The sequence below is a fragment of the Vibrio mexicanus genome (assembly GCF_001012815.1).
Lineage (GTDB): Bacteria > Pseudomonadota > Gammaproteobacteria > Enterobacterales > Vibrionaceae > Vibrio > Vibrio mexicanus.
In genome coordinates this window covers 181,817-208,594 of record NZ_JYJP01000109.1, presented here as the reverse complement: position 1 = coordinate 208,594, position 26,778 = coordinate 181,817, and the positions used below count along the sequence as shown (strand labels likewise).

The following is a 26,778-nucleotide window of genomic DNA, read 5'->3' as shown; positions in this document are numbered from 1 at the left end:
GTTCGAAAACGAAAATAAATCCGTGAGGAGAGCTCTCCTCGCCAAAAACTTATGCAACTTAGGTTTAGAACCTATTCGCACCAATAACTATAAAAGTCTAATTAGCAATTCTAATAGATATTCGTAGTTAAACAACACGACCTTGAACCAGAAATTACAAGCAGGTCAAGGTTTTTCCGAAATTTTACATACGAGTACCAATAAAGGTTTTCAAAATGTAAGTACAAAAAAGCCAGAGTCGAGCTCTGGCTTGTTCTGTTTGTATATCTTCTATACCGCTTTAACCGCGATCACTTCGCCGGAAGCGGCTTTATTAAGTTTAGTACGCTTAGTACGGTCGATCACATCACCCACTAGCTGACCGCATGCTGCATCGATATCGTCGCCACGAGTCTTACGTACTGTTACCGTGTAATCATACTGCATCAATGTTTTCATGAAGCGATCGATGCGAGAGTTACTTGGCTTTTTATAAGGGGAGCCCGGATATGGGTTAAATGGAATCAGGTTGATCTTACATGGCGTGTCTTTCATCAGCTCCGCTAATTCACGAGCGTGGTCCATGTCATCATTCACGTGATCCAGCAGTACGTACTCAACCGTTACCTTGCCACGGTTGGCATTAGATGATGCGATATAACGACGTACAGACGCTAAAAAGTCTTGGATATCCCAACGGTCATTAATTGGCATGATATCGCTACGTACTTTGTCATTAGGTGCATGTAGAGAAATCGCCAGTGCCACATCAATGTTGCCAGTCATCTGATCCAAACCAGAAACAACACCCGAAGTCGAAACCGTCACGCGGCGTTTAGACAAACCAAAGCCGAGATCATCTAGCATTAACTCTAATGATGGCATCAAGTTCTTCATGTTAAGAAGTGGCTCACCCATACCCATCATTACCACGTTAGTAATTGGGCGACGACCAGTCTCTTTCTCTAAGCCGATTTCACGTGCAGCGCGCCACACCTGACCGATAATTTCAGACACTTTTAGATTGCGGTTAAAGCCCTGCTGAGCCGTAGAACAGAATTTACATTCCAGCGCACAACCGACTTGAGAAGAAACACACAAAGTCGCGCGATCATCTTCTGGGATATATACTGTTTCCACATCTTGATCGCCAACGCGCATTGCCCATTTGATAGTGCCGTCAGACGAGTGCTGCGCTTCAGAAACGTAAGGTGCACGAATCTCGCATTTGTGCTTTAACTTCTCACGAAGCTTCTTGTTGATGTTAGTCATCTTATCGAAGTCATCTACACCAAAATGGTAGATCCACTTCATCACCTGCTCTGCTCGAAACGGTTTTTCATTGAGCTCTTGGGCAAATAGCTCGCGTAAACCTTTACGATCAAAATCGAGTAGATTGATTTTTTCAGTGGTCATGATGCCTCTCTAAGGTGAAACAATAATAAGGGCGCGAATTGTACAGCCTTTACGCAGCTTCAACAAGAGGTTGTACCCCTTGATAAGCTTAACTTACTCAATTAAATGTGATTATTTTTTATACAACTCGAGTGACGGGTAATTTTTACCCATTTTCTTCGCACAGAACGAAAAAAACCCGATTTTACATCGGGTTTTTAACTCTTATTTTTTTACCTCACTATTGAGTGAGATTAACGACCAAGTCGCTTATTCACTGCGAGGGTGAATTTCAGCTTCTGGGAAGAAGTATTCAATCTCACGTGCCGCTGACACCGGGCTATCTGAGCCATGCACAGAGTTATGACGCATGCTTAATGCATAATCGGCACGGATTGTGCCACACGCCGCTTCTTCTGGGTTGGTTTTACCCATTAGCTCACGGTAGCGTGCAATTGCATCTTCGCCTTCTAGAACCTGTACCATGATAGGCCCAGAAGTCATAAATTCTTTAAGATCTTCGAAAAACGGTTTGCCTTCATGTTCTGCGTAAAAGCCTGCAGCTTGCTCATCATTAAGATGAAGCATTTTCGCCGCAATAATGCGCAGATTTGCATTCTCGATACGGTGGTAGATTTCACCGATAAGATCGCGTTTCACCGCGTCGGGCTTGATAATAGAAAAAGTTCTTTCTAGAGCCATAAGATGTCCTTTAAGTTACCGCTTTATTGTTATATCGGCCGTCCTAAAATCAGGGCGGCCTTAAATATCTATTTTGCTTGCTGAGTAATGAAACCCGCTAGCGTGCGAATACCCATACCTGTCGCACCTGCAGACCACTTGTCTGTCGCCGACTTACGGTAAGTGCCCGCACAATCTAAATGGAGCCAACCTTTCTTGTAGTCTTCAACAAAGTAAGAAAGGAATGCCGCAGCTGTACTTGCGCCTGGGCTGTAATCACCGCTGCTGATGTTAGATAGGTCAGCAAATGATGAAGGCAGCATGCCACGGTGGAAATCAGCAAGAGGCAGTGGCCACAAGCCTCTTTCTCCTGATTTGCTGCAGTCAGCGCTTGGTGTGAAAGCTCATCGTCAAAGCTCATCAGTGCATGGTAGTCATTACCCAATGCGTTCTTCGCCGCACCCGTTAGAGTCGCACAATCGATGATAAGTTCAGGGTTCTGCTCACTTGCGTAGATAAGACCATCTGCCAATACCAAACGGCCTTCTGCATCGGTATTCATAATCTCAACAGTCTTACCGTTTTTGTAGGTAATGATGTCGCCTAATTTCAAGGCTCGACCAGAGATCATGTTCTCTGCACAGCAAAGGATCAATTTAACGCGCTTATTCAAGCCACGCATGATGCAAGGCCAAGACCACCTGTGATTGTACCTGCACCGCCCATGTCTGCTTTCATTGCAGTCATGAAGCCCGAAGGCTTGATGCTGTAACCGCCAGAGTCAAACGTTATGCCTTTACCCACAAGACACGCAAACACTGGCGCACTCTCATCACCCGTTGGGTTGTAGTCTAATTGCAGCATCGCAGACGTGCGCTCAGAGCCACGACCTACCGCATAAATGCCTTCCCAACCTTCTGTTAGGAGATCTTTGTCTTTAACGATTTTTGCTTTAACTGTGCCTTTTGGCGCAACAGACTTAATAAACTCTGCCGCCATCGTCGCCAGCTGTCTTGGTGCAACTTCTTCCGCTGGCTTGTTGATAATGTCACGAGTCCAATCTGATGCCTTGATGCGCGCGTTTAATTCAGATTGCTCTTCTTCAGCCAGTTCGGCCCACTCTACTGAGTTGTGTTTCTTTGGATTACGGTAGCCTGGTAGAATGCCCAAACGGCTTCTAAATCCCAACCTTCCCCTTGAAGGTTTGCTGCGCGAACACCTTGATTATCCAACTTACGGCCCGCTTGTTGAATCGCGCCTAAGTCATGGCCAACACCAATATGGATGATTGCACCATTGTCGGAAAATGAAAGGATGGCTTTCTCACCCCATTGAGCAGCAGCGGGTTGATGACTGATGAAAACTGACATCTGTGTAGACATGGTCTCTCCTGTCTTTTTATCTTTTATGCTATGCGCCATTTATCGGCTTTATTTTTGGTTGTTCTATCTGGCGCTAGCGCCATATTTTGGAATAACCCACGAATGTTAGCATTATGTAGGCTCAAGATGTCAATTTGAAAAAAAAACGGACCTTTTGGTCCGCTTTTTTGATTCATTTTGTTAACTGCACGATATTTTTAAACTCGTGTCATTAATCCATTTCATCCATCCAGCAAAGGATGACAGCTTCTAGGATCTTTTCATTTGAGCGATTGGGCTCATCGTCAAAATCTTCTAGATCGAGTATCCATTGATGTAAATCGGTAAAACGAACATTCTTAGGGTCGACATCCGGATACATGTCGCACAGTTCAATAGCAATATCTCGTGAATCAGTCCACTTCATCATCTATTTCCTTATCTCATCGCTACACAGTAAAGGCGCTTATTACAGCGCCTCTTTATTAGTTATCTTAGCTAATACTGACCATAAGCTACTACTGAAAAATAGCTACTGCAGATCAAAAGTGATTAGTGATCTTCAGACGCGTGGTTCAGTGTGTACTTTGGAATCTCTACGACAAGATCTTCATCAGTCACTTTAGCTTGGCAGCCCAAACGAGACTCAGGTTCTAAGCCCCAAGCTTTGTCGAGCATGTCGTCTTCTAGTTCATCACTCTCTTCAAGTGAATCAAAACCTTCGCGAATCACTACGTGACAAGTTGTACACGCACACGACTTCTCACAAGCATGCTCGATGCCGATACCCGCTTTAAGTGCTACATCTAGGACTGTTTGACCTTCTTGCGCTTCTAATACCGCACCTTCTGGGCATAGGTCTTCATGAGGCAATACAATAATTTTAGGCATAACGTGTTATCTCTTAAATATCATCTACCGACTGGCCTGATAGCGCAGCTCGAATCGATTTATCCATACGACGAGAAGCAAACTCTTGGCTCGCCTTATCTGTATCTTTGATGCCCTGCTCAATCGCAGCAACATCGTCACCGTTGCGAAGCTCAATAAGAGCTTCCAGTACTTTGACTAACTGTTGTTTCTCTTCGTCCGAAAGAAGCTCATCACCATCGGCTTGCATGGCAGCGATTAGGCCTTCAATCACTCGATCCGCTTCAACACGCTGCTCAGCAAGTGCGCGAGCCTGCATGTCATCTTTCGCATAAGTCATCGAATCTTTGAGCATGTTCGCCACTTCATCGTCACTTAAACCGTAAGACGGTTTAACCTGAATCTCAGCTTGAACACCAGTGCTCTTTTCCATCGCGGTTACAGACAGTAAACCGTCTGCATCAACTTGGTAAGTTACGCGGATATGCGCAGCACCAGCGGCCATTGGAGGAATGCCTTTCAATGCAAAACGAGCCAGTGAACGGCAGTCATCGACCATTTCACGCTCACCTTGCACTGTGTGCACTGTCATCGCCGTTTGGCCATCTTTGAAGGTAGTAAATTCTTGAGCGCGAGCGACTGGAATTGTGGTGTTACGTGGAATGATTTTCTCAACCAAACCACCCATGGTCTCGATACCCAGTGATAGCGGAATCACGTCCAGTAGCAACATTTCAGAGTCTGGTTTGTTGCCCGCTAGGATGTCCGCTTGAATGGCAGCACCAATCGCAACCACTTCATCAGGGTTAATGCTCGTTAGCGGAGTGCGACCGAAGAAGTCACCCACCATTTCACGAACAAGCGGCGTACGAGTTGAACCCCCAACCATCACCACTTCCATGACTTCTTCCGAATCCACTTCTGCATCTTTCAATGCTCGGCGGCAAGACATCAACGTCTTCTTCACGAGTGGGCGAATAATGTCTTCGAACTGAGACTTGGTTAACGTACCACTCCAACCCAAAGCTTCGACTTGCGCTTCATCTGAATCAGACAGTGCGATTTTCGCAGCAGTTGCTGCATCTAGAAGCTCACGATTTTGCTCAGCACTCAGTGGAGCCGACAAGCCAATCTGTTCTAGCAGGTAGTCAGCAACCAAATGGTCGAAATCGTCGCCACCTAAAGCAGAGTCACCGCCTGTTGCTAGTACCTCAAACACGCCTTTCGACAAACGTAGAATCGAGATATCAAATGTACCGCCACCCAAATCATAAACAGCAATCACGCCTTCTTGGCCGAATCTAAGCCGTAAGCGATAGCCGCCGCGGTAGGTTCGTTAAGCAGTCTAAGAACATGCAGACCCGCTAGGTTAGCCGCGTCTTTGGTGCCAGCACGTTGCGCATCATCGAAATACGCAGGGACGGTAATCACAACGCCTGCTAGTTCGCCACCAAGTGTGCTTTCTGCTCTCGCACCAAGTGACTTAAGAATGTCTGCAGACACTTGGATAGGGTTTTTGTCACCTTGCGCTGTTTCAATGATCGGCAGGCCGTTATCACTTGCTCTAAATTGGTAAGGAAGTGATGGGTAGCGAGATTGGATATCTTCCAAAGAGCGACCAATTAATCGCTTCACTGAAATCACAGTATTCACCGGATCAGTTTGCGCTAATGCGCGCGCATCATGACCAGTCAATAAGTCTTCAGCAGCGTAATTCACTACTGAAGGAAGAATTGCTCTGTTTTGCTCATCATTAAGTGTTTTTGCTTCACCGCTACGGACACTCGCCACTAACGAGTTGGTTGTCCCAAGATCGATGCCCGCTGCCAGCTTGTGTTCGTGGGGGCACTGCTCTGACCCGGTTCAGCAATTTGGAGTAACGCCATTGATTAATCCTTATAATTCAAACTAGCCGAGTAAGTTGTCTTCAACTTGCTCTATTTCACGATTCAGTTTAGCGATAAATTTCAGCTTTCTTACGCGATCGGCAGCTTGTGGCCATTGTTGTCCATCCAGTTCTTGTTCTACTAAGGCAAGATGTTGTTTATACATTTTGCTCACCTTAGATTCGAAATCAAACAGCAGATCTTCTGCATCTTCTTTAGATGCGATCGATTCTAGTTCTTCACGCAACTCCATCTGTTCCATAAGAAACATCGGGTCTTGCATGGTTTGCTGTTCGCTTCGAATATCGACACCATTTTCAGCAAGTAGATACTCACTGCGAGAAATAGGGTTCTTCAATATTTGGTAGGCGTCGTTGATTTGTGCGGCTTTTTGAACCGCCAGCAGACGATCTCGTTCAGAGGCCGTCGCAAAGTTATCTGGGTGGAAACGCTTTTGCAGTTCTCGGAACTGCGAAGAAAGAAGGCTACCATCCAGCTTAAACTGACATGGTAGCCCAAATAATTCAAAGTGATTCATGGAGACGTCGGCCCTAGATTAACGCACTCTAGGCCAGTGCCTAGAGTGACACATACGATCAATTAAACGTTGAAGCTTTCGCCACAACCACATTCGCCTTTCGCATTTGGGTTGTTGAACTCAAAACCTTCGTTTAAGCCTTCTTTTACGTAGTCTAGCTCGGTGCCATCTAAGTAAACTAAGCTCTTAGGGTCAATGATAACTTTAACGCCAGAGTGCTCGAAAACTTCGTCTTCTTCATTCAGCTCATCAACAAACTCAAGAACGTATGCCATACCCGAACAGCCAGTGGTTTTTACGCCCAATCGCAATCCAATACCTTTGCCACGATTATCGAGGAAAGATCTAACTCGGCTTGCTGCTGTTTCTGTCATTGTTATGGCCATACTGCACCTTGGTCTTCTTGGTTAATAATCTAAATAAAGAGGGAGAAAGGGTTCTCCCTAAATCAACTTAATCGTTTTTCTTTTTGTAGTCAGCAACTGCTGCTTTAATTGCATCTTCTGCAAGAATTGAGCAGTGTACCTTTACTGGTGGTAACTCAAGCTCTTCTGCAATTTCAGAGTTCTTGATAGCAGCGGCTTCGTCTACGCTCTTGCCTTTAACCCACTCAGTAACCAGTGAGCTAGAAGCGATTGCACTACCGCAACCGTATGTTTTGAACTTTGCATCTTCAATAATGCCTTCTGGCGTTACCTTGATTTGCAGCTTCATTACGTCACCACAAGCAGGTGCACCAACCATGCCGCTACCTACTGTTGGGTCTTCTTTATCGAAAGAACCAACGTTACGTGGGTTCTCGTAGTGATCAATTACTTTTTCGCTATAAGCCATAATATATACCTCGAATCCTCTAGTTCTATCCCTGGATAAGCCTTAGGCCAATTAGTGGTGCGCCCACTCAACTGTGCTTAGGTCAACCCCTTCTTTGTACATATCCCATAGAGGAGACATGTCACGTAGCTTGTTCACTGCTACGCGAATTTGTTCTACTGCGTAGTCCACTTCTTCCGCGGTTGTAAAGCGACCGAATGAGAAACGAACTGAACTGTGTGCTAACTCATCATCTAGACCCAAAGCACGAAGTACGTACGATGGCTCTAAGCTTGCTGAAGTACATGCACTACCTGAAGATACTGCAAGGTCTTTCAGCGACATCAGTAGAGATTCACCTTCTACAAATGCAAAGCTAACGTTTAGGTTGTTTGCTAGACGCTGATCTAGGTCGCCGTTAATTGTCACAGCTTCCATATCTTTGATGCCATCAAGTAGACGGTCACGAAGTGTTTTAGCGTGCTCAAGATCTTTTTGCATATCTTCTTTTGCTACGCGGAACGCTTCACCCATACCTACGATCTGGTGAGTCGGAAGTGTGCCAGAACGGAAACCACGCTCATGACCACCACCGTGCATCTGCGCTTCTAGGCGAATACGTGGCTTACGGCGAACGTATAGTGCACCAATACCCTTAGGGCCGTAGATTTTGTGTGCAGACATTGAGATAAGGTCAACTTTCATCTCTTGTACGTCAATTGGCAGTTTACCTGCAGACTGAGCCGCATCAACGTGGAAGATGATCTTGCGTTCACGACACAATTCGCCGATAGCTGAGATATCTTGGATAACACCGATCTCGTTGTTTACGTGCATGATAGAAACAAGAACCGTATCTTCACGCATCGCATCTTGCAGCTTGTTTAGGTCGATGATGCCGTTTGACTCAGGCTCAAGGTAAGTCACCTCGTAGCCTTCGCGCTCTAGCTGACGACAAGGGTCAAGAACCGCTTTGTGCTCAGTTTTACAGGTAATAACGTGCTTACCTTTCTTACCATAGAAGTGCGCTGCACCTTTGATAGCAAGGTTGTTTGATTCTGTTGCGCCAGATGTGAATACGATCTCGCGTGGATCGGCATTCAGTAAATCTGCAATTTGCTCACGAGCAGTGTCGACTGCTTCTTCTGCCTGCCAACCATAGCGGTGAGAACGTGACGCTGGGTTACCAAAAGTACCATCCATAGTCATGTACTGAACCATTTTTTCAGCAACGCGCGGGTCTACAGGACAAGTCGCTGAATAATCAAAATAAATAGGCAGTTTCATTATCTACTCCAATGTAAAACATTGCCGCTAAGAGCGAACATTGGCACCAATTGTGTGGGTGCTTCTATTATTGTTTGCAAATTCATGATTTGCCGCCAAGATGATGTCTTGGCGTTCAGTGATTTCCAATACTTCGTTATCCACCATTAACTCACCAAGAGTAATGTTGTTCAGGAAGTCACTGATACGTGAACTCAAATCACGCCAAAGTGTGTGTGTAAGGCAACGAGAACCGCCGTTGCAGTCTCCTTTACCACTACATTTTGTTGCATCAACCGACTCATCGACTGCTGAAATAACTGTTCCGATAGCTATGGTGTTGGCATCTGCGCCAAGACGATAACCACCACCAGGACCACGTACACTAGCAACCAAGCCTGCTTTTCTTAATTTCGAAAAAAGCTGCTCAAGGTATGACAGTGAGATCCCTTGGCGCTCTGAAATATCCGCCAATGGTACTGGGTTTTGCTGCGAGTGAAGCGCCACGTCAAGCATCGCCGTCACCGCATATCTTCCTTTAGATGTAAGTCTCATATAACACCATATCCACATCGTTTATGTGGAAGGAATTCTTTCATACCCGACTAAAATGGTCAAGTATTTATTTGACTAAAATAGTCAGGTATTTAACCACTCACTATAAGTGGTTATTTTTTGTTCTCTATTGTTTTCTCAACTGCAGTTAAAACACCACGTAAGATATTGATTTCTTGAGACTCAGGCCTAGCTCGGCTAAACAAACGTCTTAGTTTGTTCAGCACCTGGCCTGGCTTTTCCTTACTGATAAAATGGGTATTAAGCATCACTTTTTCAAGGTGTTCGTAGAACATTTCGAGTTCTTGATGGCGCGGATACTCAATCTCGTCTGGAGCAGAGTACTGGCTTTCAACATCGTTTAGGTGCGCAACACGTACTTCATAACTTAACGTTTGCACGGCCATAGCAAGATTCAATGAACTGTATTCTGGGTTAGCCGGAATACAAACGTGATAGTGACACTTCTGTAGCTCTTCATTGGTTAAGCCTGTACGCTCGCGGCCAAACACCAACGCAACTGGGTGATTCTTGCCTTCTTGGGCAAACTTTTCACCACACTCACGCGGTTCAAGCATTGGCCATTCTAACGTTCTTGAACGTGCACTTGACCCAACCACTAAACCACAGTCTTCAACCGCTTCTTCTAGAGTCGAAACAATTTGTGCGTTACTGGCTATGTCACCGGCGCCTGCAGCCAAAGCTAGGGCTTGATCATCAACCTCACATTGTGGGTCAACAAGAACCATTTGAGTCAGCCCCATCACTTTCATCGCTCGTGCCGCTGAGCCAATATTTCCGGAGTGAGATGTGCCCACCAATACAACTTTCACGTTGTCTAACATAACCAAAAACCAACACACTATTAATAACCGAGCGATATTATCACATACCTGAGTAAAATGGTCAGACCCTTTGATAAACTCACTTTGAAAGTTCAAAAAATAACCACTTCCCTTTTCCAATAACTTTGGTATACTGCCGCCCGCTTTTTCGTTCTTTAACATCCGTTGGGAAAACTTGTATGCATCCAATGCTAAACATTGCTATTCGCGCTGCGCGAAAAGCAGGCAATCATATTGCAAAATCGCTAGAAAACTCTGAGAAAATCGAATCAACTCAGAAAGGTACAAATGACTTTGTTACTAACGTAGACAAAGAAGCAGAAGCTATCATCATTGATACGATCAAGAACTCTTACCCAGAGCACTCAATCGTTGCTGAAGAGAACGGCCTTATTGAAGGTAAAGATAGCGACGTACAATGGATCATCGACCCACTGGATGGAACGACAAACTTTGTAAAAGGTTTGCCTCACTTCTCTGTATCTATCGCTGTTCGTATCAAAGGCAAAACTGAAGTTGCTTGTGTATACGATCCAATGCTTAACGAACTGTTCACGGCTCAACGTGGTGCAGGTGCACAGCTAAACAACGCTCGTATCCGTGTTAAGCAGCTTAAAGATCTGCAAGGCACTGTTCTAGCGACAGGCTTCCCATTCAAGCAGAAGCAACACTCCGAATCTTACTTCAAGATCATGTCTTCTCTATTCGTAGACTGTGCGGATTTCCGTCGCCAAGGTTCTGCTGCTCTTGACCTATGTTACCTAGCAGCTGGCCGCGTTGATGGTTACTTCGAGCTTGGTCTTAAGCCTTGGGACCTAGCTGCTGGTGAGCTTATTGCACGTGAAGCAGGTGCAATCCTAACAGACTTCGCTGGCGGTACTGACTACATGACTTCTGGCAACATCGTTGCTTCAAGCGCTCGTGGCGTTAAGTCTATGCTTAAGCACATCCGTGAAAACGGTAACTCTGCGATTCTGAAGTAATAGAGTCCTGACTTAGCATCTGTTAGAAACAGATAGCTAAGTAATCAATAGCCCGTCACGCTGATTCCCCAAAAGCCCTCATGCTCACGCATGAGGGCTTTTTGTTTATGCTGACTAGGGCGTGTTGATCTTTCGAGCTGATTTTTGCAGCACTTTGTGGAAAATTTATACAAGGTAGAGGCTTTGATGTGTAGCTAGCCTACATGAAAAGCTGATAACGCAGTAGAAATGAACCACAAAGACTGCCCGAAGGGTTCGGCTAAAATCGTTCTATGCTTTGTTGAAGACTATTTGCTTAGAATGACTAGCTACATAGCCTTCGCCGCGCCTAAAACGATTTTATCTCGAACAAAATTTAACCACGAAAGAGCAACACGCCCTAAATACGAAGTTGGCGCTCAAGACATAAAAAAACCGCTGCATTGGCAGCGGTTTTTACTAGAACGGAAATGTTCGTTAAGGCATCTCTTCGAACTCTTCGCCTTCCTTCTCCACTTGTGGTGGCATCAGGTGCTCTTTGCTCACACCAAGATTAAGTGCTAGTGCGGATGCAACGTAGATAGAAGAGTAAGTACCGACTGTGATACCCAATAGTAGTGCGAGAGCAAAACCGTGAATCATCGCACCGCCCTGTGTAAACAGAGCAATGACTACGAACAAAGTCGTACCAGACGTAATCAAAGTACGGCTCAGTGTTTGTGTCACAGAGTTGTTCATAACATCCACTGGCTCGCCTTTACGCATCTTACGGAAGTTCTCACGAATACGGTCAAATACAACGATGGTATCGTTGAGTGAGTAACCTACTACCGTCAGCAATGCCGCAACAATCGTCAGGTCAACTTCAACCTGTAGAAGCGAGAAGATACCCAGAGTGATGATTACGTCGTGGGTTAGTGCCATTACCGCACCGGCCGCCAAACGCCACTCAAATCGCATTGAAACGTAAATCAAGATACAGATAAGAGACACAAGGATCGCAAGACCGCCCGCTTCTGTTAGCTCATCACCCACGTTAGGGCCAACGAACTCGATACGGCGCATTTCTACGCTTTCGCCAGTACCGTCTTTAATTGCATTTAGAATTTGATTGCCTAGAGTTTCACCTGCCACACCTTCACGCGGGCGCAAGCGAACCATCACATCACGTGCCGAACCAAAGTTCTGAACGGTTGCGTCGCCAAAGCCTTCCGCGTCAAGTGCTTCACGAATTTGATCAAGATTTGCAGCTGTTCAAAACCTACCTCAATCAAGGTACCGCCTGTGAAATCTAGCCCCCAGTTCAACCACTTGGTTGAAAGCGTAAAGATAGATGCGCCAATAGCCAAGATAGAAAGTGCAAAAGCGACTTTCGACCAACGCATAAAGTCGATCGCTTTATCTGCTTTTAGAATTTGAAACATAATAATTCCTAGCCTTAGATCGACAGTTTATCTACGCGTTTGCCGCCGTACATTAGGTTCACGACACAACGTGTACCAATGATGGCAGTAAACATAGAGGTTAAGATACCGATAGACAGAGTTACCGCGAAACCTTTGATTGCACCAGTACCGACAGCAAACAGAATGATCGCTGTAATCAGCGTAGTGATGTTTGCATCAGCAATGGTACTGAACGCGTTTGCGTAACCTTGGTGAATCGCTTGTTGTGGGTTACGCCCCTCTCTAAGCTCTTCACGTATCCGCTCGAAGATCAGTACGTTGGCATCGACCGCCATACCGACCGTCAGTACGATACCGGCAATACCCGGCAGCGTCATCGTGGCACCTGGAATCATCGACATCACGCCAATGATAAGAACTAAGTTCACCATCAATGCAACGTTAGCAATAAGGCCAAACTTACGGTAGTACATCAGTGTAAACAGCATTACAGCAATCATGCCGTAGATACATGCCTTGATACCCATATCGATGTTCTGTTGACCCATAGATGGACCAATCGTACGCTCTTCAACAATCGAGATAGGCGCAATCAGTGCACCAGCACGCAGTAGAAGTGCTAGGTTGTGCGCTTCGGCAGCTGAATCAATACCTGTGATACGGAAGTTACGGCCAAGTGCAGACTGAATCGTCGCTTGGTTAATTACTTCTTCGTGTTTAGTTAAAATCACACGGCCTTCTGGCGTTTTACGGCCACTGTCTTTGTACTCAGCAAATACGGTAGCCATTAGCTTACCGATGTTCTGGCGAGAGAACGCAGACATCTTGTTACCACCTTCACTATCTAGTGAGATGTTAACTTGCGGGCGACCATATTCATCAACACTTGAGCTTGCGTCTGTGATGCTTGAACCGCCAAGAATTACACGTTTCTTAACAACAACAGGTCGGCCATCGCGATCTTGTTTGATATCGCTACCTGCTGGCGCGCGGCCAGAGGCTGCAGCTGAAAGGTCAGCTTTATCGTCAACTTCGCGGAACTCTAGCGTTGCTGTCGCACCAAGGATCTCTTTCGCGCGAGCAGTGTCTTGAACACCAGGAAGCTCAACCACAATACGGCTTGCACCTTGACGTTGAACCAGTGGCTCAGCAACACCCAGTTCGTTTACACGGTTACGTAGAATCGTGATGTTCTGGTTAACCGCGTAGTTGCGGATCTCTTGAAGACGCTCTTCTCGGAAGCTTGCTGTTAGTGCAAAACGGCCATTTGAGTCCGAATCAACAAAAGTCATGTCAGGGTGCTTAGACTCTAGAACTCGCTTAGCATCTGCTAACTGCTCAGCATCACGCAGTAATACTTCAACAGAATCTTTACCCGATGGGCGAATTGAGCGGTAACGAATACGCTCTTCACGAAGTTCACTACGGAATGCTTCTTCTTGTTGGGTAACCAACTTCTCCATCGCTGCGTCCATATCCACTTCCATCAAGAAGTGAACACCGCCACGTAGGTCAAGACCTAGCTTCATTGGCGCGCCGCCAATCGCTTCTAACCAATCTGGAGTCGCGGGTGCTAAGTTTAGGGCAACAATTTTGTCGCTACCAACGGCTTCGCTGATGATGTCACGCGCACTGATTTGAGTATCGGTGTCGTTGAAGCGTACGAAGATAGAGCCGTTTTCGAGAGCAATAGATTTATGAGTGAGAGACTCTTTTTCAAGAGCTTTGGTGACAGTGTCCAGCGTTGACAGATCAACAGAGGCGCCACGCGCCCCTGTAACTTGAACTGCTGGATCTTCACCGTAGATATTTGGAAGTGCGTACAAAGCAGCGACAGCGATCGTTATAATCACCATCAAGTACTTCCATAATGGATAACGGTTTAGCACAGCGAGGCCCCTCTACTGTTTATAGAGATTTAAGCGTACCTTTTGGTAGCACTGCAGTAACGAAGTCTTTCTTGATCACTACTTCGTTGTTTGAGTTAAGCTCGATTGTGATGTAATCGTTGTCTTCAGCGATCTTAGTAATCTTACCTACTAGGCCACCGCTTGTTAGAACTTCATCACCCTTGCCCATAGAAGACATTAGGTTCTTGTGCTCTTTTACACGTTTTGCTTGTGGGCGGTAGATCATGAAGTAGAAGATGACCGCGAACATACCAAGCATGATAATCATTTCGAAACCACCACCAGCTGGTGCGCCTTCTGCTGCAGCGTGAGCCTGAGAAATAAACATTAAAAATATCCTCTGTAACTATTTTTATTAATAAACCAACAAATTGGGATTAAGCCTTTAATTTCAAGCAACGGCCGCCCTATAAAGAGAGCGACCTCTCAAAAACTTCGACTAGGTGAATAATTATTGACCTAACGGCGGTACTTCACGACCTAAGTTTGCGTAAAACTCTTCAACGAACTCATCAAAGCGATCTTCATCAATCGACTTGCGAATGCCTTCCATCAGACGTTGATAATGGCGAAGGTTGTGAATCGTATTTAGACGAGCGCCAAGAATTTCATTACAACGATCTAAGTGGTGTAAGTACGACTTAGAGTAGTTTTGGCAAGTGTAACAGTCACACTCTGGATCTAGAGGGGTTGTGTCTGTTTTATGTTTCGCATTACGGATCTTGATCACACCGTTAGTCACAAATAGATGGCCATTACGTGCATTTCGCGTAGGCATTACACAGTCAAACATGTCGATACCACGGCGAACACCTTCTACAAGGTCTTCCGGTTTGCCCACACCCATTAGGTAGCGAGGCTTATCTTCAGGTAGCTGTGGACACGTGTGCTCAAGGATTCGGTGCATGTCCTCTTTTGGTTCGCCTACCGCAAGGCCGCCAACCGCATAGCCATCAAAACCGATGTCAGTGAGGCCTTTAACAGATACATCACGCAAATCTTCGTACACACCACCCTGAACGATACCAAATAGGTTATTTGGGTTCTCTAATTCATCAAAATGGTCACGAGAGCGTTGAGCCCAACGTAGTGACATTTCCATCGATTTCTTAGCTTCATCGTGCGTCGCTGGGTATGGCGTACACTCATCGAAGATCATTACGATGTCTGAACCTAGGTCTTTTTGAATTTCCATCGACTTTTCTGCGTCCATGAAAATCTTGTCACCGTTTACCGGGTTACGGAAATGAACACCCTCTTCAGTGATCTTACGCATCGCGCCCAAGCTAAATACTTGGAAACCGCCTGAATCAGTCAGGATTGGGCCATGCCAGTTCATGAAATCGTGCAGGTCACCGTGCATTTTCATCACTTCTTGACCAGGGCGCAACCATAGGTGGAATGTGTTGCCCAGTAAGATTTCTGCACCTGTGCCTTTTACTTCCTCAGGCGTCATACCTTTAACAGTACCGTAGGTACCAACTGGCATGAATGCAGGGGTTTGAACTGTGCCACGTTCGAAAGTCAGTTGACCACGACGAGCATTACCGTTTGTTTTTTTAAGTTCGTATTGAAGTTTCACGAAGCCTCCGATTGTCAGAGAAACAGTCTGACGTTTAATTGTGGGCGTTAGCCCAAAGTGGAGCGGTCGCTCGTTCCTTGCGAGAAATAGGCCTACCTATCTCCTAGCGTAATGCTAGCACTCGTAAATTACAGGGTCTGTTGATCTTAGTTATGCCGTTCTCTTTTGGATGAACATTGAATCGCCATAAGAGAAGAAACGATACTGGTTTTCTACCGCATGCTTATACGCGTTCATAGTATTCTCATAACCGGCAAATGCACTCACTAACATGATGAGTGTTGATTCTGGCAAGTGGAAGTTGGTAATCAAGCAATCCACTAACTGGTATTCATAACCCGGGTAGATGAAGATTTCGGTATCACCGAAGAATGGCACCAGCTCGGTACCGTTTTTCAATGCATCTTGCGCTGCGCTCTCTAGCGAGCGAACCGATGTTGTGCCCACTGCGATGATACGTCCGCCACGCGCTTTCGTAGAAGCAATAGCTTCAACCACTTCTTGCGGTACTTCAACGTACTCGGCGTGCATGTGATGGTCGTTGATGTTGTCGACTTTTACTGGCTGGAATGTACCCGCACCAACGTGCAGAGTCACGTACGCAAGTTCAACACCTTTTTCTTTTAACGCTTCCATCAATGCATCATCAAAGTGCAAGCCTGCCGTTGGCGCCGCTACCGCACCCGGTTTAGCGTTGTAAACCGTTTGATAACGCTCTTTATCGCTATCTTCATCTGGCGGTCGATATAGGGCGGCAGTGGCATGTGGCCAACATCATTAAGAATGTCTAGCACTGCTCGGTCTGAGTCGAAGCGGATTTCAAACAGCGCATCGTGTCGAGCGACCATTTCCGCTTGGTATTCATCATTTTCACCTAAGAACAAAGTCGTTCCCGGCTTTGGCGATTTTGAACAGCGAACATGAGCTAAGATGCTCTTGTTATCAATCATTCGCTCAACCAATACTTCGAGCTTACCGCCAGACACTTTACGGCCAAAAATACGAGCTGGAATAACACGAGTGTTATTGAATACCATCAAGTCACCCGGCTGTACTTGATCAAGCACATCTTTAAACGTGCCATCCGTAAGTTCACCGCTATTGCCATTTAACTGCAGTAAACGGCTCGCAGTGCGTTCTGGTTGCGGGTATCGAGCAATAAGCTCATCGGGAAGATCAAAGTGAAAATCTGAAACTTGCATGGTTTTCGTCGTGCCTGATTAAGTGAAAAAATCCGCTATTTTGCGCAGCCGAACAGTATAGATTCCCTGAATTTAATAGCAAGGTTTGTCAATAGGTATTAGCCCTAGAAAATTGTTTACAACTGCAACAAGTGAGACAAATAACTTATACCCAAGTAACCTCAAGATACGTGGTTCAGCGAGAATTGCCTAGTTTGCAGACGCGGCAACGATTCGACAATCTAGTGGTTCTAAATTGAGAATCGTTAACAAAGTGTGCAAGCTAGGAAAACTCGCCCTTCGGGAGCATGTCACGGATTCAATTTCTACGTTAAATGACTTGGAAAGAACCCGTTATTCCGCAGCGTCATTTGCCTTGAACTTGAACCCATGACAACGCTCTGAATCCTGCATCTTGAAGTCACTTGGGTATAGATCAAGTTTAGGTCGAATTCTTGGGAAAATAGCGTGCAAAACGAACTAGGTCGCATTTAAAAAAGGAGAAAGAATCTATAGTAAAACTATACCAATAAAAAGCAGGAGGTCAGCATGATTAAGGTCGAAGATATGATGACAAGGAACCCGCACACCTTGTTACGTTCACACACTTTATCCGATGCAAAAGACATGATGGAAGCGCTGGATATTCGTCATATTCCTATCGTTGATGAACAAACGCACTTGTTAGGTATAGTCACGCAGCGAGACGTTCTAGCCGCGCAAGAGTCAAGCCTACAGAAGCTTCCCAAAGATCAGTCATACACGCTTAATACTCCCCTCAATGAGCTCATGCACGACAGCATTAGTACCGTCACACCAAAAGCAGGGTTAAAGCAGAGCGCGATGTACATGCAGAAGCACAAAATTGGTTGCTTACCTGTGGTAGAGGACAATAAGTTGGTTGGCATTATCACAGACAGTGACTTCGTCGCTATCGCAATCAATTTATTAGAACTCCAAGAAGAAGTCGAACCAATAGAAACCGGATTGTAATAGTCGGTTGTTAGCTTTGACTTTTACAGACCGAATCTCAGGGATGAGAAGTGGTATCGAGACACGTTTAGACAGTGAAGAGTGCCTACCACTTTAGAGGGGCTTTTTCCTGAACTTGCTGATTTTATACGCTCTAACCGTGCAAGCTCATTTATCTCGTTTATACTTTATCTACTCTTATATTAATAACGTTCCCTATCCCGTCAGTTTCAGGCTTAGTAATCCATAAACACACAGAGGGAGTTGGTATGAGCTTAAAGAAATTATTAACCTTAGGATTTGGCGTTATCCTAGGGCTTATCTTAGTGATATCCGTTGTCGCCTCATATCGTTTCTACCAATCCAGTGATGGTTTCAATTCTTACCGCGGGCTCGCGCTGACCAGCGTGTCAACAGGTCGAATTCAGGCCAACATTCTTGAAGCTCGCTTGGCAGCATTGAAATACATCAAAAATACAGATGCTAAAAATATCGATGAACTGAACAAACGCCTTGATACGTCTCTTCAATTGATTCAACAAGTGCTCGACTCTCACATTGATGACATTCACAAAAACGACTTTGTTTCGATCCAAGATCAGCTAAGGCAATACAGGCAGGGCTTCTCTGAAGTCACCAATCTAATCAGTCAACGCAATGTATTAGTAAAAGAACAGCTCGATCCATCCGGCCTCACCATGCGTAAAGCGGTCACGAATTTGATGGAGCAAGCGGCGGCCGAGAATGATTTAGAGGTTGCTGTCATCGCTGGTAAGCTGCAACAACACATACTTCTCGCTCGTCTATACGCCTCCAAGTTTCTCACCACCAATGATCAATCGGACGCCGATCGCGCATACAAAGAGTTCGATTATGTCGCCAATATTTCTCGTGAAGTCACTTCAAAACTCAGAAGCTCTACGCAAAAAGCGACGAAAAGCGAAATGGTCGACGCCTTTGAAGTTTATCGAGATACTTTCACCTCTGTCGTAGAAACCATCAATACCAGAAATGGCATTATTGCTGGAACGTTAGACGTTGTTGGTGCCTCAGCGGCAGGAACTATCGAAGAGATCAAGCTGGCAACGAAATCGGAGCAAGACAAGTTAGGGCCTGCGATGGTAGACCGCTTTAACAGTGCTCAAGTCATTCTTAGCGTCATGTCGATTATTGTTATTGCCATTGCACTTGCGATTGCCATTGCGATTTATCGCAGCGTATTGAAAGTGGTTGGCGGTGAACCAAGCGACATTCAAGAGATAGTGGCAGAAGTTGCCTCTGGTGATCTTTCTTCCAATATTGAGGTCACAGGCAAAGAGACCGGGATTTACGCCAATATTCTGCAAATGCGTTTAGAATTGCGCCGTATTATTGAGGGCTTCCACCAAATCTCCGACCGCGTGACCTCCGAAGCCAATGAGCTCGCCTCTCTAATGACAACCACCGAGAATAACGCGCAGCAAGAGCTTAGTCAGATGGAGCAGATTTCTACGGCCATCAGTGAGCTGTCGAGTACTGCTAGTGAAGTGAGTAACAACGCGGCCAATGCAGAGACCGCCGCATCCGATGCGTCCAACAATGTACAAGAAGGCAGTCGCTCGTTGGATTCATCAGATGAAGTCTCACGTAAAGTAGAGAGCTCGATTGATGAAACATCTAAAATTGTCAATCAGTTGCAAGAGTACTCGGTCGAGATTGGTACTGTAGTAGAAGTAATCAACTCCATTTCAGAGCAGACCAACCTTCTGGCTCTTAACGCCGCTATCGAAGCTGCTCGCGCCGGTGAGCAAGGCCGCGGATTTGCAGTAGTAGCTGACGAAGTGCGATCGCTCGCCGCGAAGACGCAACAGTCGACGGTGGATATTCAAGAGATCATCTCAAGGCTGCAAGAACAAGCCAAAGACGCCAACCAGTTCATGCAATCAAACTTATCTCTTGCCGAAGACTCTCGCAATTACAGTGAGCAATTAAGAGCCGCGTTTGCTGCGATTACTAACTCAGTCACCTTGATTTCGGATATGAACACTCAAGTTGCTACGGCTTCTGAGGAACAATCTGGCGTAACTCAAGATATCTCAGAGAACGTTTCACATACGTTTGATTTGGTTAACCAAAACGTGTCTGGCGTCCAGCAAAGTAAGAAAGCCAGTGAAGAGATGTCATCATTGGCAGTTAAACAAAAAGAGCTATTGAGTTTCTTCAAACTCTAAAGCAAAAATACACCGACAATAAAAAGAGCAGCTTACGCTGCTCTTTTTGCTCGTTATGCTACCAATTACTTGAATTGATCTTCTTCTGTTGAGCCAGTCAACGCTGTTACTGAACTATTACCACCTTGAATGGTATTCGTCATGCGATCGAAGTAACCCGTACCCACCTCTTGTTGGTGCGCAACGAAGGTATAGCCTTTTTCTGCTGCTTCGAACTCAGGGCGTTGTACTTTCTCAACGTAGTGACGCATACCTTCACCTTGTGCATACGCATGTGCTAGTTCAAACATGTTGAACCACATGTTGTGGATACCCGCTAGTGTAATGAATTGGTATTTGTAACCCATGTCTGCCAATTCTTGTTGGAACTTGGCGATGGTGTCCGCATCCAAGTTCTTCTCCCAGTTGAATGAAGGAGAACAGTTATATGCCAAGAGTTGATCTGGGTATTGGGCATGAATTGCTTCTGCAAACTTACGCGCTTCTTCAAGACACGGTGTTGCCGTTTCACACCAAATAAGGTCTGCATACGGTGCGTACGCTAAGCCGCGAGAAATTGCTTGGTCGATACCCGCACGAACACGATAGAAACCTTCTTGAGTACGCTCACCCTCAATAAAGTCACGATCGTATGGGTCGCAATCTGAAGTCAACAGGTCTGCTGCATTCGCATCGGTACGAGCAATGACTAAAGTCGTCGTGCCTGCTACATCTGCTGCTAGACGCGCAGCCGTCAGTTTCTGAACCGCTTCTTGGGTCGGAACCAGTACTTTCCCGCCCATGTGACCACACTTTTTCACTGAAGCGAGTTGGTCTTCAAAGTGAACACCTGCAGCACCAGATTCAATCATATTCTTCATCAGCTCATAAGCATTAAGAACACCGCCAAAGCCTGCTTCTGCATCCGCCACGATTGGTAGGAAGTAATCAATACCACCTTCATCTTCTGGCGTTTTACCACCTGCCCATTGAATTTGGTCTGCACGGCGGAATGAGTTGTTAATGCGTTTTACTACTGACGGTACCGAATCAACTGGGTACAACGATTGGTCTGGATACATGGTTGAGGCGGTGTTGTTATCCGCAGCTACTTGCCAGCCTGACAGATAAATCGCTTCAATTCCTGCTTTTGCTTGCTGAACTGCCTGACCACCTGTCAGTGCACCCAAACAGTTCACATAGCCTTTTTTCGATGAGCCATTGACCAATGACCATAGTTTGTCCGCACCGCGCTGCGCAATGGTATTTGCAGGCACCATTGAGCCGCGTAGGTCGACAACTTCCTCTGCAGTGTAAGTACGCTTCACGTTTTTCCAACGTGGATTCGTTGCCCAGTCTTTCTCTAATGCTTCAATTTGTTGACGGCGAGTTAGTGTCATGGTCTTTCCCTCTTATTAGTGCGGCGTGCTCTTCATTGTTGAGCGACTGTCGCATTGGTCTTCCATTTCTTAGCAGTACAAGCGAATCTGCGTTCGAAAATTGATTTCACGTTATTGTTATTACTAAAAATGTTTTCTAATCGTTTTTACTTCGGTTAATCCAAGTAGTCATATCCTGGAATGGTTAAGAAGTTGGTCAGTTCATCACTGGTGGTTAGCTTAGCCATCAACTTAGCGGCTTCTTCAAAGCGACCAGCCTCATAGCGCTCAGCTCCTACTTCTTTCTTCACCACTTCAATTTCTTGAGCAAGGTAGAGCTCAAACAGCTCTTTAGTGACAACTTGGCCGTTATCGAGCGTCTTACCGTGCTTGATCCACTGCCAAATAGAAGCGCGGGAGATTTCAGCGGTTGCGGCATCTTCCATCATTCCGTAGATCGGAACGCAGCCGTTGCCAGAGATCCAAGCTTCGATGTACTGCAATGCCACTCGAATGTTGTGGCGCATACCCTGCTCGGTTCTCTCACCTTCACAAGGTGCTAATAGCTCATTCGCAGTAATTGGCGCGTCATCGCTACGGGATACGTCAAGTTGGTTGGAGCGCTCACCAAATACCGAATCGAACACAGCAAGCGCCGTGTCGGCTAAACCTGGATGGGCAACCCACGTACCATCGTGGCCGTTATTCGCTTCCAAAGACTTATCATTATTAATCTTGGCTAAAACCTGCTCGTTAGTTTGCGGGTCTTTTGAAGGAATAAAAGCAGCCATTCCCCCATCGCAAACGCACCGCGTTGGTGACAAGTTCTTACCAGTAGCCTTGAGTAAGCATTCAAGAATGGCTTTTCCATTGTGACCGCTTGGCGATCCGGCAGAATACGATCTGGGTAGTTACGCAAGGTTTTGATGTAACTGAAGATGTAGTCCCAGCGACCACAGTTGAGCCCGACAATGTGCTCCTTCATGGCAAATAGGATCTCATTCATCTCAAAAACGGCAGGCAGAGTTTCAATCAATACCGTTGCTTTGATGGTGCCAGTCTCAAGACCGAAATACTCTTCGGTGAAATGGAACACATCACTCCACCATTTCGCTTCATGATGAGATTGCAGCTTAGGGATATAGAAGTAAGGGCCACTGCCTTTTGCTAACAACGCAAGGTAGTTGTTGAAGAAATAGACCGCAAAGTCAAACAGCGCGCCTGGGATGATTTGACCATTGAATTCAACGTGCTTCTCTTTTAGATGCAAACCTCGAACTCGGCAGATCAATACTGCTGGATCATCCGTTAATTGGTAGTGCTTGCCACTACTTGGGTTGATATAGCTGATGGTTCCAGCAACGGCGTCACGCAAATTCACTTGGCCATCGAGCACTTTGTCCCAAGCTGGTGACATAGAGTCTTCAAAATCAGCCATGAACACTTTCACATTAGCGTTAAGCGCATTGATGACCATCTTGCGATCGGTTGGGCCAGTTATCTCAACTCGGCGATCTTGTAGATCTTCTGGAATACCTAAGATCTTCCAGCTTCCTTCACGGATATCTTGCGTATCTTCGTGAAAGTCCGGTAATTTGCCTTGGTCGATTTGTTCCTGTCTTGCTTCTCTTGCTGCAAGCAGTGTATCGACTCTTGATGCAAACTTTTCACACAGTAAAGACAATAGGGTTTGGGCTTCTACAGGGAAAATAGCTTGATGCTCTGGCGAAAGGGTACCAATCACACCAAGCCTGCCTTCTTGGGCTTCGGCTGTTGTGTTTTTATTATCTGGTCTGCTGTTAGCTGTATTTTCTGAAACCATTTTTTCTGAAACCGTTCTAAGCATGGCTCTCTTCCTTAGGCGTTTGCTTTGCTAGTCACAACTTTTCTACTTAATAAATCAGCGCCTTCAATCGCGTTTCTTATCAGTAAAGCTGTCATTTGTAACTATAAAACCACAAAATCATTCTTCTAGTTATGCAAAGGCGTACTCCATATTCGCCTCGCTTATGTATACCTTCAATGACATCAGGTCGTTTTTCAAGTGATGAATAATTAGACATAAGTCTTACTCAACCCTTATTTAACCTATACCAATAAGCGATAGAGTAAAAGTTCCAAAGTTAACAAAAAGTTAAATTCAAAGTTTTATTCCGTTTGAAACAAGTGCTTTATTTTTACACTCATCACGTAAGTTATTACGTAATTTAATTACAATATTTTCACAGCGCACCACACCAATCAAACAGGCGTTTGAATTTGTCAATGCATAGTAAAGCCCAAGCCAGTTGGGGGTTTGAGGAGAACTTGGAGTGAGTTTTAAACAGGATTCTTGAGGAGGCTTGTAAAGTTTACATTGTGAAATTTCACAATTTTATGAAACCTTCACCCGAAAAAGCTTGTGAAATTTTACAAGTCAAAGTTTACCAACAGAGCAATATCCTGTGAAACTTCCTTTATTCAGAACGTAAATTAGCCAAAGTTGACAAAAAAGTGGCTACTACCAAGCTCTAGGGTAGTAGCCACATTATTTTTAAACTGTGGCAATGAATATCTTTAACCTACGAACAAGCGATTTTTTCGATGCTAGGTAATACCCAACTTTTGTCATACCAAGCATCTGTTGGTCCGTAAATTCTAAACCATGGGAAGAAGCCCTCGTTAGCATTTGTTTGGATAGAGTTAACGTCTTCTTCTACATTCGGTCCCCACTTGAGTGTATAAGAGCCATCCTCATTCTGAGTCAGCTCTTCCATGTAACTATTTACCCCCACTGAAACTGTTCATTTTGAATCATCGAGCGCTTAGGAGCATTGTAGGTAACAACAGACCAGAAATTACTGTATGGCACGTTCGCTGGTACCGTTAACTCGTAGCAGTTTGAACCATTTAAGAAGTTCCCATCTCTATCTTGATATGCTGCAACATAAATTGCGCCTGCGCCTTTAGGAGGTCTTGTCATCGCTGCAGAGGTAAAGGTGGCTTGATGCGCCCAAACCATTTGAGCCACTGGGTCAACAATACCTAATGACGCATGCGTCCAGCTCTCATCTACCGTTGTGTTTGGTAATAGCCAATGACTCTCCTCCCATCGATAGGCATCGGCTTCTCGGTTACTAAATGACATAGTGAGGACACGCTGCCATGCGATGTCTATAGCCTTCTCAACCAAATCAGCGTCAACACGACCATCGAAAAAGCCGGCGTGAGACAAGTGTGCAGTATTGTAGCTATGCTTCTCTTCACCATAGCCATTGAGCTGATAGTAGGACTTAATTAACCTTGGGATATCATCAGCCTGAAACAGCATGTCTTGGAATCCACCATCTTCATAAACAGGTGCTGACGTATTATAGAACGTCGTTTCAGGTGGATTCTTAGCATCATTTAGTGAATAGGTTCGAATACCGTTTTGCAGCTCTTTCACTGCCCCAGCCATACCTTCATCTTTTTGAAAGCCTCGAATCAACCACACAATAGTATTTGTCGGAGATGGTGAGTGAATCATCCCCTCTGGTACTTCTCCCTCCCAGCTCGGGCTCGTTAATAAGTACGTGCCACCAGCTCCTTGGTCAGGACCAGTTAGGCCAAAATCTGCAAACGACGTCCAGCCTGGACCATTCGCCATACCCATTACACCAGCGGGAACTTCTAGGACCACTGCGCCACCCTATGCGTCCAAATTAACAGGGTGAACGGCATAAATAGTTTCTGAATTTGCAGTCAGAACAATCTGCCTAGGATCAACGGATGTTTCCATGATGCCAATATTTTGTTCAGTAGAGCCTGCATCAAAATAAGAGTGGTACAGAGACATAAATGCGGCCTCTGGCTGTAAATCCGTAAATGCACGAGTTAAGTTTTCCAGATCCATTTGAGCATAAACCGCAGAGGCTTCTTGAGTTGGAAATCCGGTAGATGCCTCTTGTGCGATAACATTGACTGATAGTGCTGCTATTGCCGTTGCAAGTAGTGCTTTTTTCATAGTTTAGTTCTCATTAAGTTCACAATTCACTCGACGACAGCGCTCTAACAAGTTGCTGCTATGTCGAAAACAAAGCTATGATAATTTGAATTATTGGACGGCGAGGAAATACAAACTTGAACAATAGGAAAGTAGACTTAGATTTGAATCTGCTGCACGTTGTCATACTGATGTATGAACTTAGATCCTTAAAAGCGGTCGGCCGAAAGCTTGGACGAACAGACAGTGCAGTAAGTAAATCATTAACTAGAGCGAGCGAAGCGTTGGAGAAAGAGCTCTTTGTTCGTTCTTCAGATGGCTTGATACCTACCCATTACACGCGAATCATCTACCCGAAACTAAAACAAGCTCTCTCATTGGTTCAAGAAGCACTGGATATTGAAGACTTCGACCCTGCTAGCTATTCAGCCCCCATACATATCTCAATGCTAGCTCAGGCAATGGCAAGGTACGGCGCAGAAATCCTAGCGCGAATGAGATTTCTCTTTCCCAAAGCTCAAGTTGAGATGAGTACGTGGAATAATCAATCACCGCAAAAGCTGATAGACGATGAGATCGATATTGGTTTATATGCTTTGTCGCCAAACCTTCCTGCAGACATTTATCAACGAACAATCATTGATGACACACTGACCATCGTTATTGGTAGCAAACACAAGAATGTTGATTGGAAAGAAATAAAACAGTGGCCATTTATCTTTACTCGAACTCCAGGCTGGAACGATGATAAGTTCAGATTCAGTAGCCAATTTGATGCACTAGACATCAAGGTCTTCACTCCATTCATTGTCGACGATATCAGTGCAGGTATTAACTTACTTCAGCAGGGTGAATTTGCGGCGCCATACTCAAGGCAATGTATGTTAGAAAACATGCAAGAAATTGATGTACCTAATAGCGCTTTAATCCCAATCAAACTGGTAAGTTGCTGCAAATTAGGTAAGCGAGATGCCCCACTACAACAGATGCTCCACAAAGAAATTATGACGATCATGACAAAAAGCCACCTTTCAAAATAAAAGG

Annotated in this window: 21 protein-coding genes and 5 pseudogenes; 4 read left to right on the top strand and 22 right to left on the bottom strand. The window is 45.3% G+C overall.

The genetic code is table 11. From position 1 onward, the window contains the following. Window positions 1-270 precede the first annotated feature (270 nt). From rlmN to trmJ, 12 genes and pseudogenes are all read right to left on the bottom strand, one after another. The gene (rlmN, locus tag UA76_RS17215) at window positions 271-1,395 is read right to left on the bottom strand and encodes a dual-specificity RNA methyltransferase RlmN (RefSeq protein ID WP_047048674.1); all 1,125 of its coding nucleotides are present in this window, start codon (window positions 1,393-1,395) and stop codon (window positions 271-273) included. A gap of 249 nt (window positions 1,396-1,644) precedes the next feature. Continuing rightward, window positions 1,645-2,076 (bottom strand): nucleoside-diphosphate kinase, encoded by a 432-nt coding sequence (gene ndk, locus UA76_RS17210; RefSeq protein ID WP_047048671.1) that lies wholly within the window; start codon window positions 2,074-2,076, stop codon window positions 1,645-1,647. Window positions 2,077-2,144: 68 nt separating this feature from the next. Then, a pseudogene (pepB, locus tag UA76_RS17205) lies at window positions 2,145-3,437 on the bottom strand (aminopeptidase PepB). A gap of 211 nt (window positions 3,438-3,648) precedes the next feature. After that, window positions 3,649-3,843: a Fe-S cluster assembly protein IscX gene (iscX, locus tag UA76_RS17200; protein WP_047048669.1), complete on the bottom strand. Its 195-nt coding sequence runs from the start codon at window positions 3,841-3,843 to the stop codon at window positions 3,649-3,651. Between the two features lie 125 nt (window positions 3,844-3,968). Then, a complete protein-coding gene (fdx, locus tag UA76_RS17195) occupies window positions 3,969-4,307 on the bottom strand; it encodes an ISC system 2Fe-2S type ferredoxin (protein ID WP_047048666.1) in 339 nt (112 codons plus the stop codon). A 13-nt stretch (window positions 4,308-4,320) separates the two neighbouring features. Next, window positions 4,321-6,172: pseudogene (gene hscA, locus UA76_RS17190) on the bottom strand (Fe-S protein assembly chaperone HscA). A gap of 22 nt (window positions 6,173-6,194) precedes the next feature. Then, window positions 6,195-6,710 (bottom strand): co-chaperone HscB, encoded by a 516-nt coding sequence (hscB, locus tag UA76_RS17185; protein WP_047048664.1) that lies wholly within the window; start codon window positions 6,708-6,710, stop codon window positions 6,195-6,197. Window positions 6,711-6,772: 62 nt separating this feature from the next. Beyond that, window positions 6,773-7,096: an iron-sulfur cluster assembly protein IscA gene (gene iscA, locus UA76_RS17180; RefSeq protein WP_047048661.1), complete on the bottom strand. Its 324-nt coding sequence runs from the start codon at window positions 7,094-7,096 to the stop codon at window positions 6,773-6,775. Window positions 7,097-7,163: 67 nt separating this feature from the next. Continuing rightward, window positions 7,164-7,544, bottom strand: a complete 381-nt coding sequence (gene iscU / locus UA76_RS17175; protein WP_047048658.1) for a Fe-S cluster assembly scaffold IscU — start codon at window positions 7,542-7,544, stop codon at window positions 7,164-7,166. A gap of 51 nt (window positions 7,545-7,595) precedes the next feature. Next, complete coding sequence (locus UA76_RS17170) at window positions 7,596-8,810, bottom strand: IscS subfamily cysteine desulfurase (protein WP_047048654.1); 1,215 nt, start codon at window positions 8,808-8,810, stop codon at window positions 7,596-7,598. A gap of 27 nt (window positions 8,811-8,837) precedes the next feature. After that, a complete protein-coding gene (gene iscR, locus UA76_RS17165) occupies window positions 8,838-9,344 on the bottom strand; it encodes a Fe-S cluster assembly transcriptional regulator IscR (protein ID WP_047048651.1) in 507 nt (168 codons plus the stop codon). A 113-nt stretch (window positions 9,345-9,457) separates the two neighbouring features. Then, complete coding sequence (trmJ, locus tag UA76_RS17160) at window positions 9,458-10,189, bottom strand: tRNA (cytosine(32)/uridine(32)-2'-O)-methyltransferase TrmJ (RefSeq protein ID WP_047048739.1); 732 nt, start codon at window positions 10,187-10,189, stop codon at window positions 9,458-9,460. A gap of 179 nt (window positions 10,190-10,368) precedes the next feature. On the opposite strand from trmJ, the gene suhB reads away from it, so the two are divergent. After that, entirely contained in the window at window positions 10,369-11,172 is an 804-nt protein-coding gene (gene suhB, locus UA76_RS17155; protein WP_047048648.1) for an inositol-1-monophosphatase, read from the top strand. Window positions 11,173-11,628: 456 nt separating this feature from the next. On the opposite strand, the pseudogene secF reads toward suhB, so the two are convergent. The 5 genes and pseudogenes from secF to queA all read right to left on the bottom strand — a co-directional run bounded on the left by secF (window position 11,629) and on the right by queA (window position 17,251). Continuing rightward, window positions 11,629-12,575, bottom strand: a pseudogene (gene secF, locus UA76_RS17150) (protein translocase subunit SecF). A 14-nt stretch (window positions 12,576-12,589) separates the two neighbouring features. Beyond that, entirely contained in the window at window positions 12,590-14,446 is a 1,857-nt protein-coding gene (secD, locus tag UA76_RS17145; RefSeq protein ID WP_075202593.1) for a protein translocase subunit SecD, read from the bottom strand. A 19-nt stretch (window positions 14,447-14,465) separates the two neighbouring features. Beyond that, the gene (gene yajC / locus UA76_RS17140; protein WP_047048639.1) at window positions 14,466-14,795 is read right to left on the bottom strand and encodes a preprotein translocase subunit YajC; all 330 of its coding nucleotides are present in this window, start codon (window positions 14,793-14,795) and stop codon (window positions 14,466-14,468) included. A 123-nt stretch (window positions 14,796-14,918) separates the two neighbouring features. Then, a complete protein-coding gene (gene tgt, locus UA76_RS17135; protein ID WP_047048638.1) occupies window positions 14,919-16,049 on the bottom strand; it encodes a tRNA guanosine(34) transglycosylase Tgt in 1,131 nt (376 codons plus the stop codon). A gap of 150 nt (window positions 16,050-16,199) precedes the next feature. Further along, a pseudogene (gene queA / locus UA76_RS17130) lies at window positions 16,200-17,251 on the bottom strand (tRNA preQ1(34) S-adenosylmethionine ribosyltransferase-isomerase QueA). 528 nt (window positions 17,252-17,779) lie between these two features. Here queA and UA76_RS17125 point away from each other — a divergent pair. Then, window positions 17,780-18,223, top strand: a complete 444-nt coding sequence (locus tag UA76_RS17125) for a CBS domain-containing protein (RefSeq protein ID WP_047048637.1) — start codon at window positions 17,780-17,782, stop codon at window positions 18,221-18,223. Window positions 18,224-18,471: 248 nt separating this feature from the next. After that, entirely contained in the window at window positions 18,472-20,412 is a 1,941-nt protein-coding gene (locus UA76_RS17120) for a HAMP domain-containing methyl-accepting chemotaxis protein (protein WP_047048635.1), read from the top strand. Between the two features lie 65 nt (window positions 20,413-20,477). Here the strand turns inward: UA76_RS17120 and aceA are convergent, their stop codons facing one another. From aceA to UA76_RS17095, 5 genes and pseudogenes are all read right to left on the bottom strand, one after another. After that, window positions 20,478-21,791: an isocitrate lyase gene (aceA, locus tag UA76_RS17115; RefSeq protein ID WP_047048633.1), complete on the bottom strand. Its 1,314-nt coding sequence runs from the start codon at window positions 21,789-21,791 to the stop codon at window positions 20,478-20,480. A gap of 155 nt (window positions 21,792-21,946) precedes the next feature. Next, window positions 21,947-23,592, bottom strand: a pseudogene (gene aceB / locus UA76_RS17110) (malate synthase A). A 739-nt stretch (window positions 23,593-24,331) separates the two neighbouring features. Beyond that, complete coding sequence (locus tag UA76_RS17105; protein ID WP_157617666.1) at window positions 24,332-24,544, bottom strand: DUF1214 domain-containing protein; 213 nt, start codon at window positions 24,542-24,544, stop codon at window positions 24,332-24,334. Then, window positions 24,535-25,431 (bottom strand): DUF1214 domain-containing protein, encoded by an 897-nt coding sequence (locus tag UA76_RS17100; protein ID WP_047048627.1) that lies wholly within the window; start codon window positions 25,429-25,431, stop codon window positions 24,535-24,537. The genes UA76_RS17105 and UA76_RS17100 overlap by 10 nt, the downstream gene beginning before the upstream one ends. 9 nt (window positions 25,432-25,440) lie before the next feature. Further along, complete coding sequence (locus UA76_RS17095) at window positions 25,441-25,755, bottom strand: hypothetical protein (protein WP_047048622.1); 315 nt, start codon at window positions 25,753-25,755, stop codon at window positions 25,441-25,443. A 116-nt stretch (window positions 25,756-25,871) separates the two neighbouring features. On the opposite strand from UA76_RS17095, the gene UA76_RS17090 reads away from it, so the two are divergent. Beyond that, entirely contained in the window at window positions 25,872-26,774 is a 903-nt protein-coding gene (locus UA76_RS17090) for a LysR family transcriptional regulator (protein ID WP_157617665.1), read from the top strand. Window positions 26,775-26,778: the final 4 nt, after the last annotated feature.

Coding starts and splice junctions, on each gene's coding strand:
- trmJ (WP_047048739.1), bottom strand. CDS start 10,189: ATGTTAGACAACGTGAAAGTTGTATTGGTGGGCACATCTCACTCCGGA.
- aceA (WP_047048633.1), bottom strand. CDS start 21,791: ATGACACTAACTCGCCGTCAACAAATTGAAGCATTAGAGAAAGACTGG.
- iscR (WP_047048651.1), bottom strand. CDS start 9,344: ATGAGACTTACATCTAAAGGAAGATATGCGGTGACGGCGATGCTTGAC.
- UA76_RS17120 (WP_047048635.1), top strand. CDS start 18,472: ATGAGCTTAAAGAAATTATTAACCTTAGGATTTGGCGTTATCCTAGGG.
- iscX (WP_047048669.1), bottom strand. CDS start 3,843: ATGAAGTGGACTGATTCACGAGATATTGCTATTGAACTGTGCGACATG.
- iscA (WP_047048661.1), bottom strand. CDS start 7,096: ATGGCCATAACAATGACAGAAACAGCAGCAAGCCGAGTTAGATCTTTC.
- UA76_RS17170 (WP_047048654.1), bottom strand. CDS start 8,810: ATGAAACTGCCTATTTATTTTGATTATTCAGCGACTTGTCCTGTAGAC.
- fdx (WP_047048666.1), bottom strand. CDS start 4,307: ATGCCTAAAATTATTGTATTGCCTCATGAAGACCTATGCCCAGAAGGT.
- rlmN (WP_047048674.1), bottom strand. CDS start 1,395: ATGACCACTGAAAAAATCAATCTACTCGATTTTGATCGTAAAGGTTTA.
- UA76_RS17125 (WP_047048637.1), top strand. CDS start 17,780: ATGATTAAGGTCGAAGATATGATGACAAGGAACCCGCACACCTTGTTA.
- iscU (WP_047048658.1), bottom strand. CDS start 7,544: ATGGCTTATAGCGAAAAAGTAATTGATCACTACGAGAACCCACGTAAC.
- hscB (WP_047048664.1), bottom strand. CDS start 6,710: ATGAATCACTTTGAATTATTTGGGCTACCATGTCAGTTTAAGCTGGAT.
- suhB (WP_047048648.1), top strand. CDS start 10,369: ATGCATCCAATGCTAAACATTGCTATTCGCGCTGCGCGAAAAGCAGGC.
- UA76_RS17095 (WP_047048622.1), bottom strand. CDS start 25,755: ATGAAAAAAGCACTACTTGCAACGGCAATAGCAGCACTATCAGTCAAT.
- yajC (WP_047048639.1), bottom strand. CDS start 14,795: ATGTTTATTTCTCAGGCTCACGCTGCAGCAGAAGGCGCACCAGCTGGT.
- ndk (WP_047048671.1), bottom strand. CDS start 2,076: ATGGCTCTAGAAAGAACTTTTTCTATTATCAAGCCCGACGCGGTGAAA.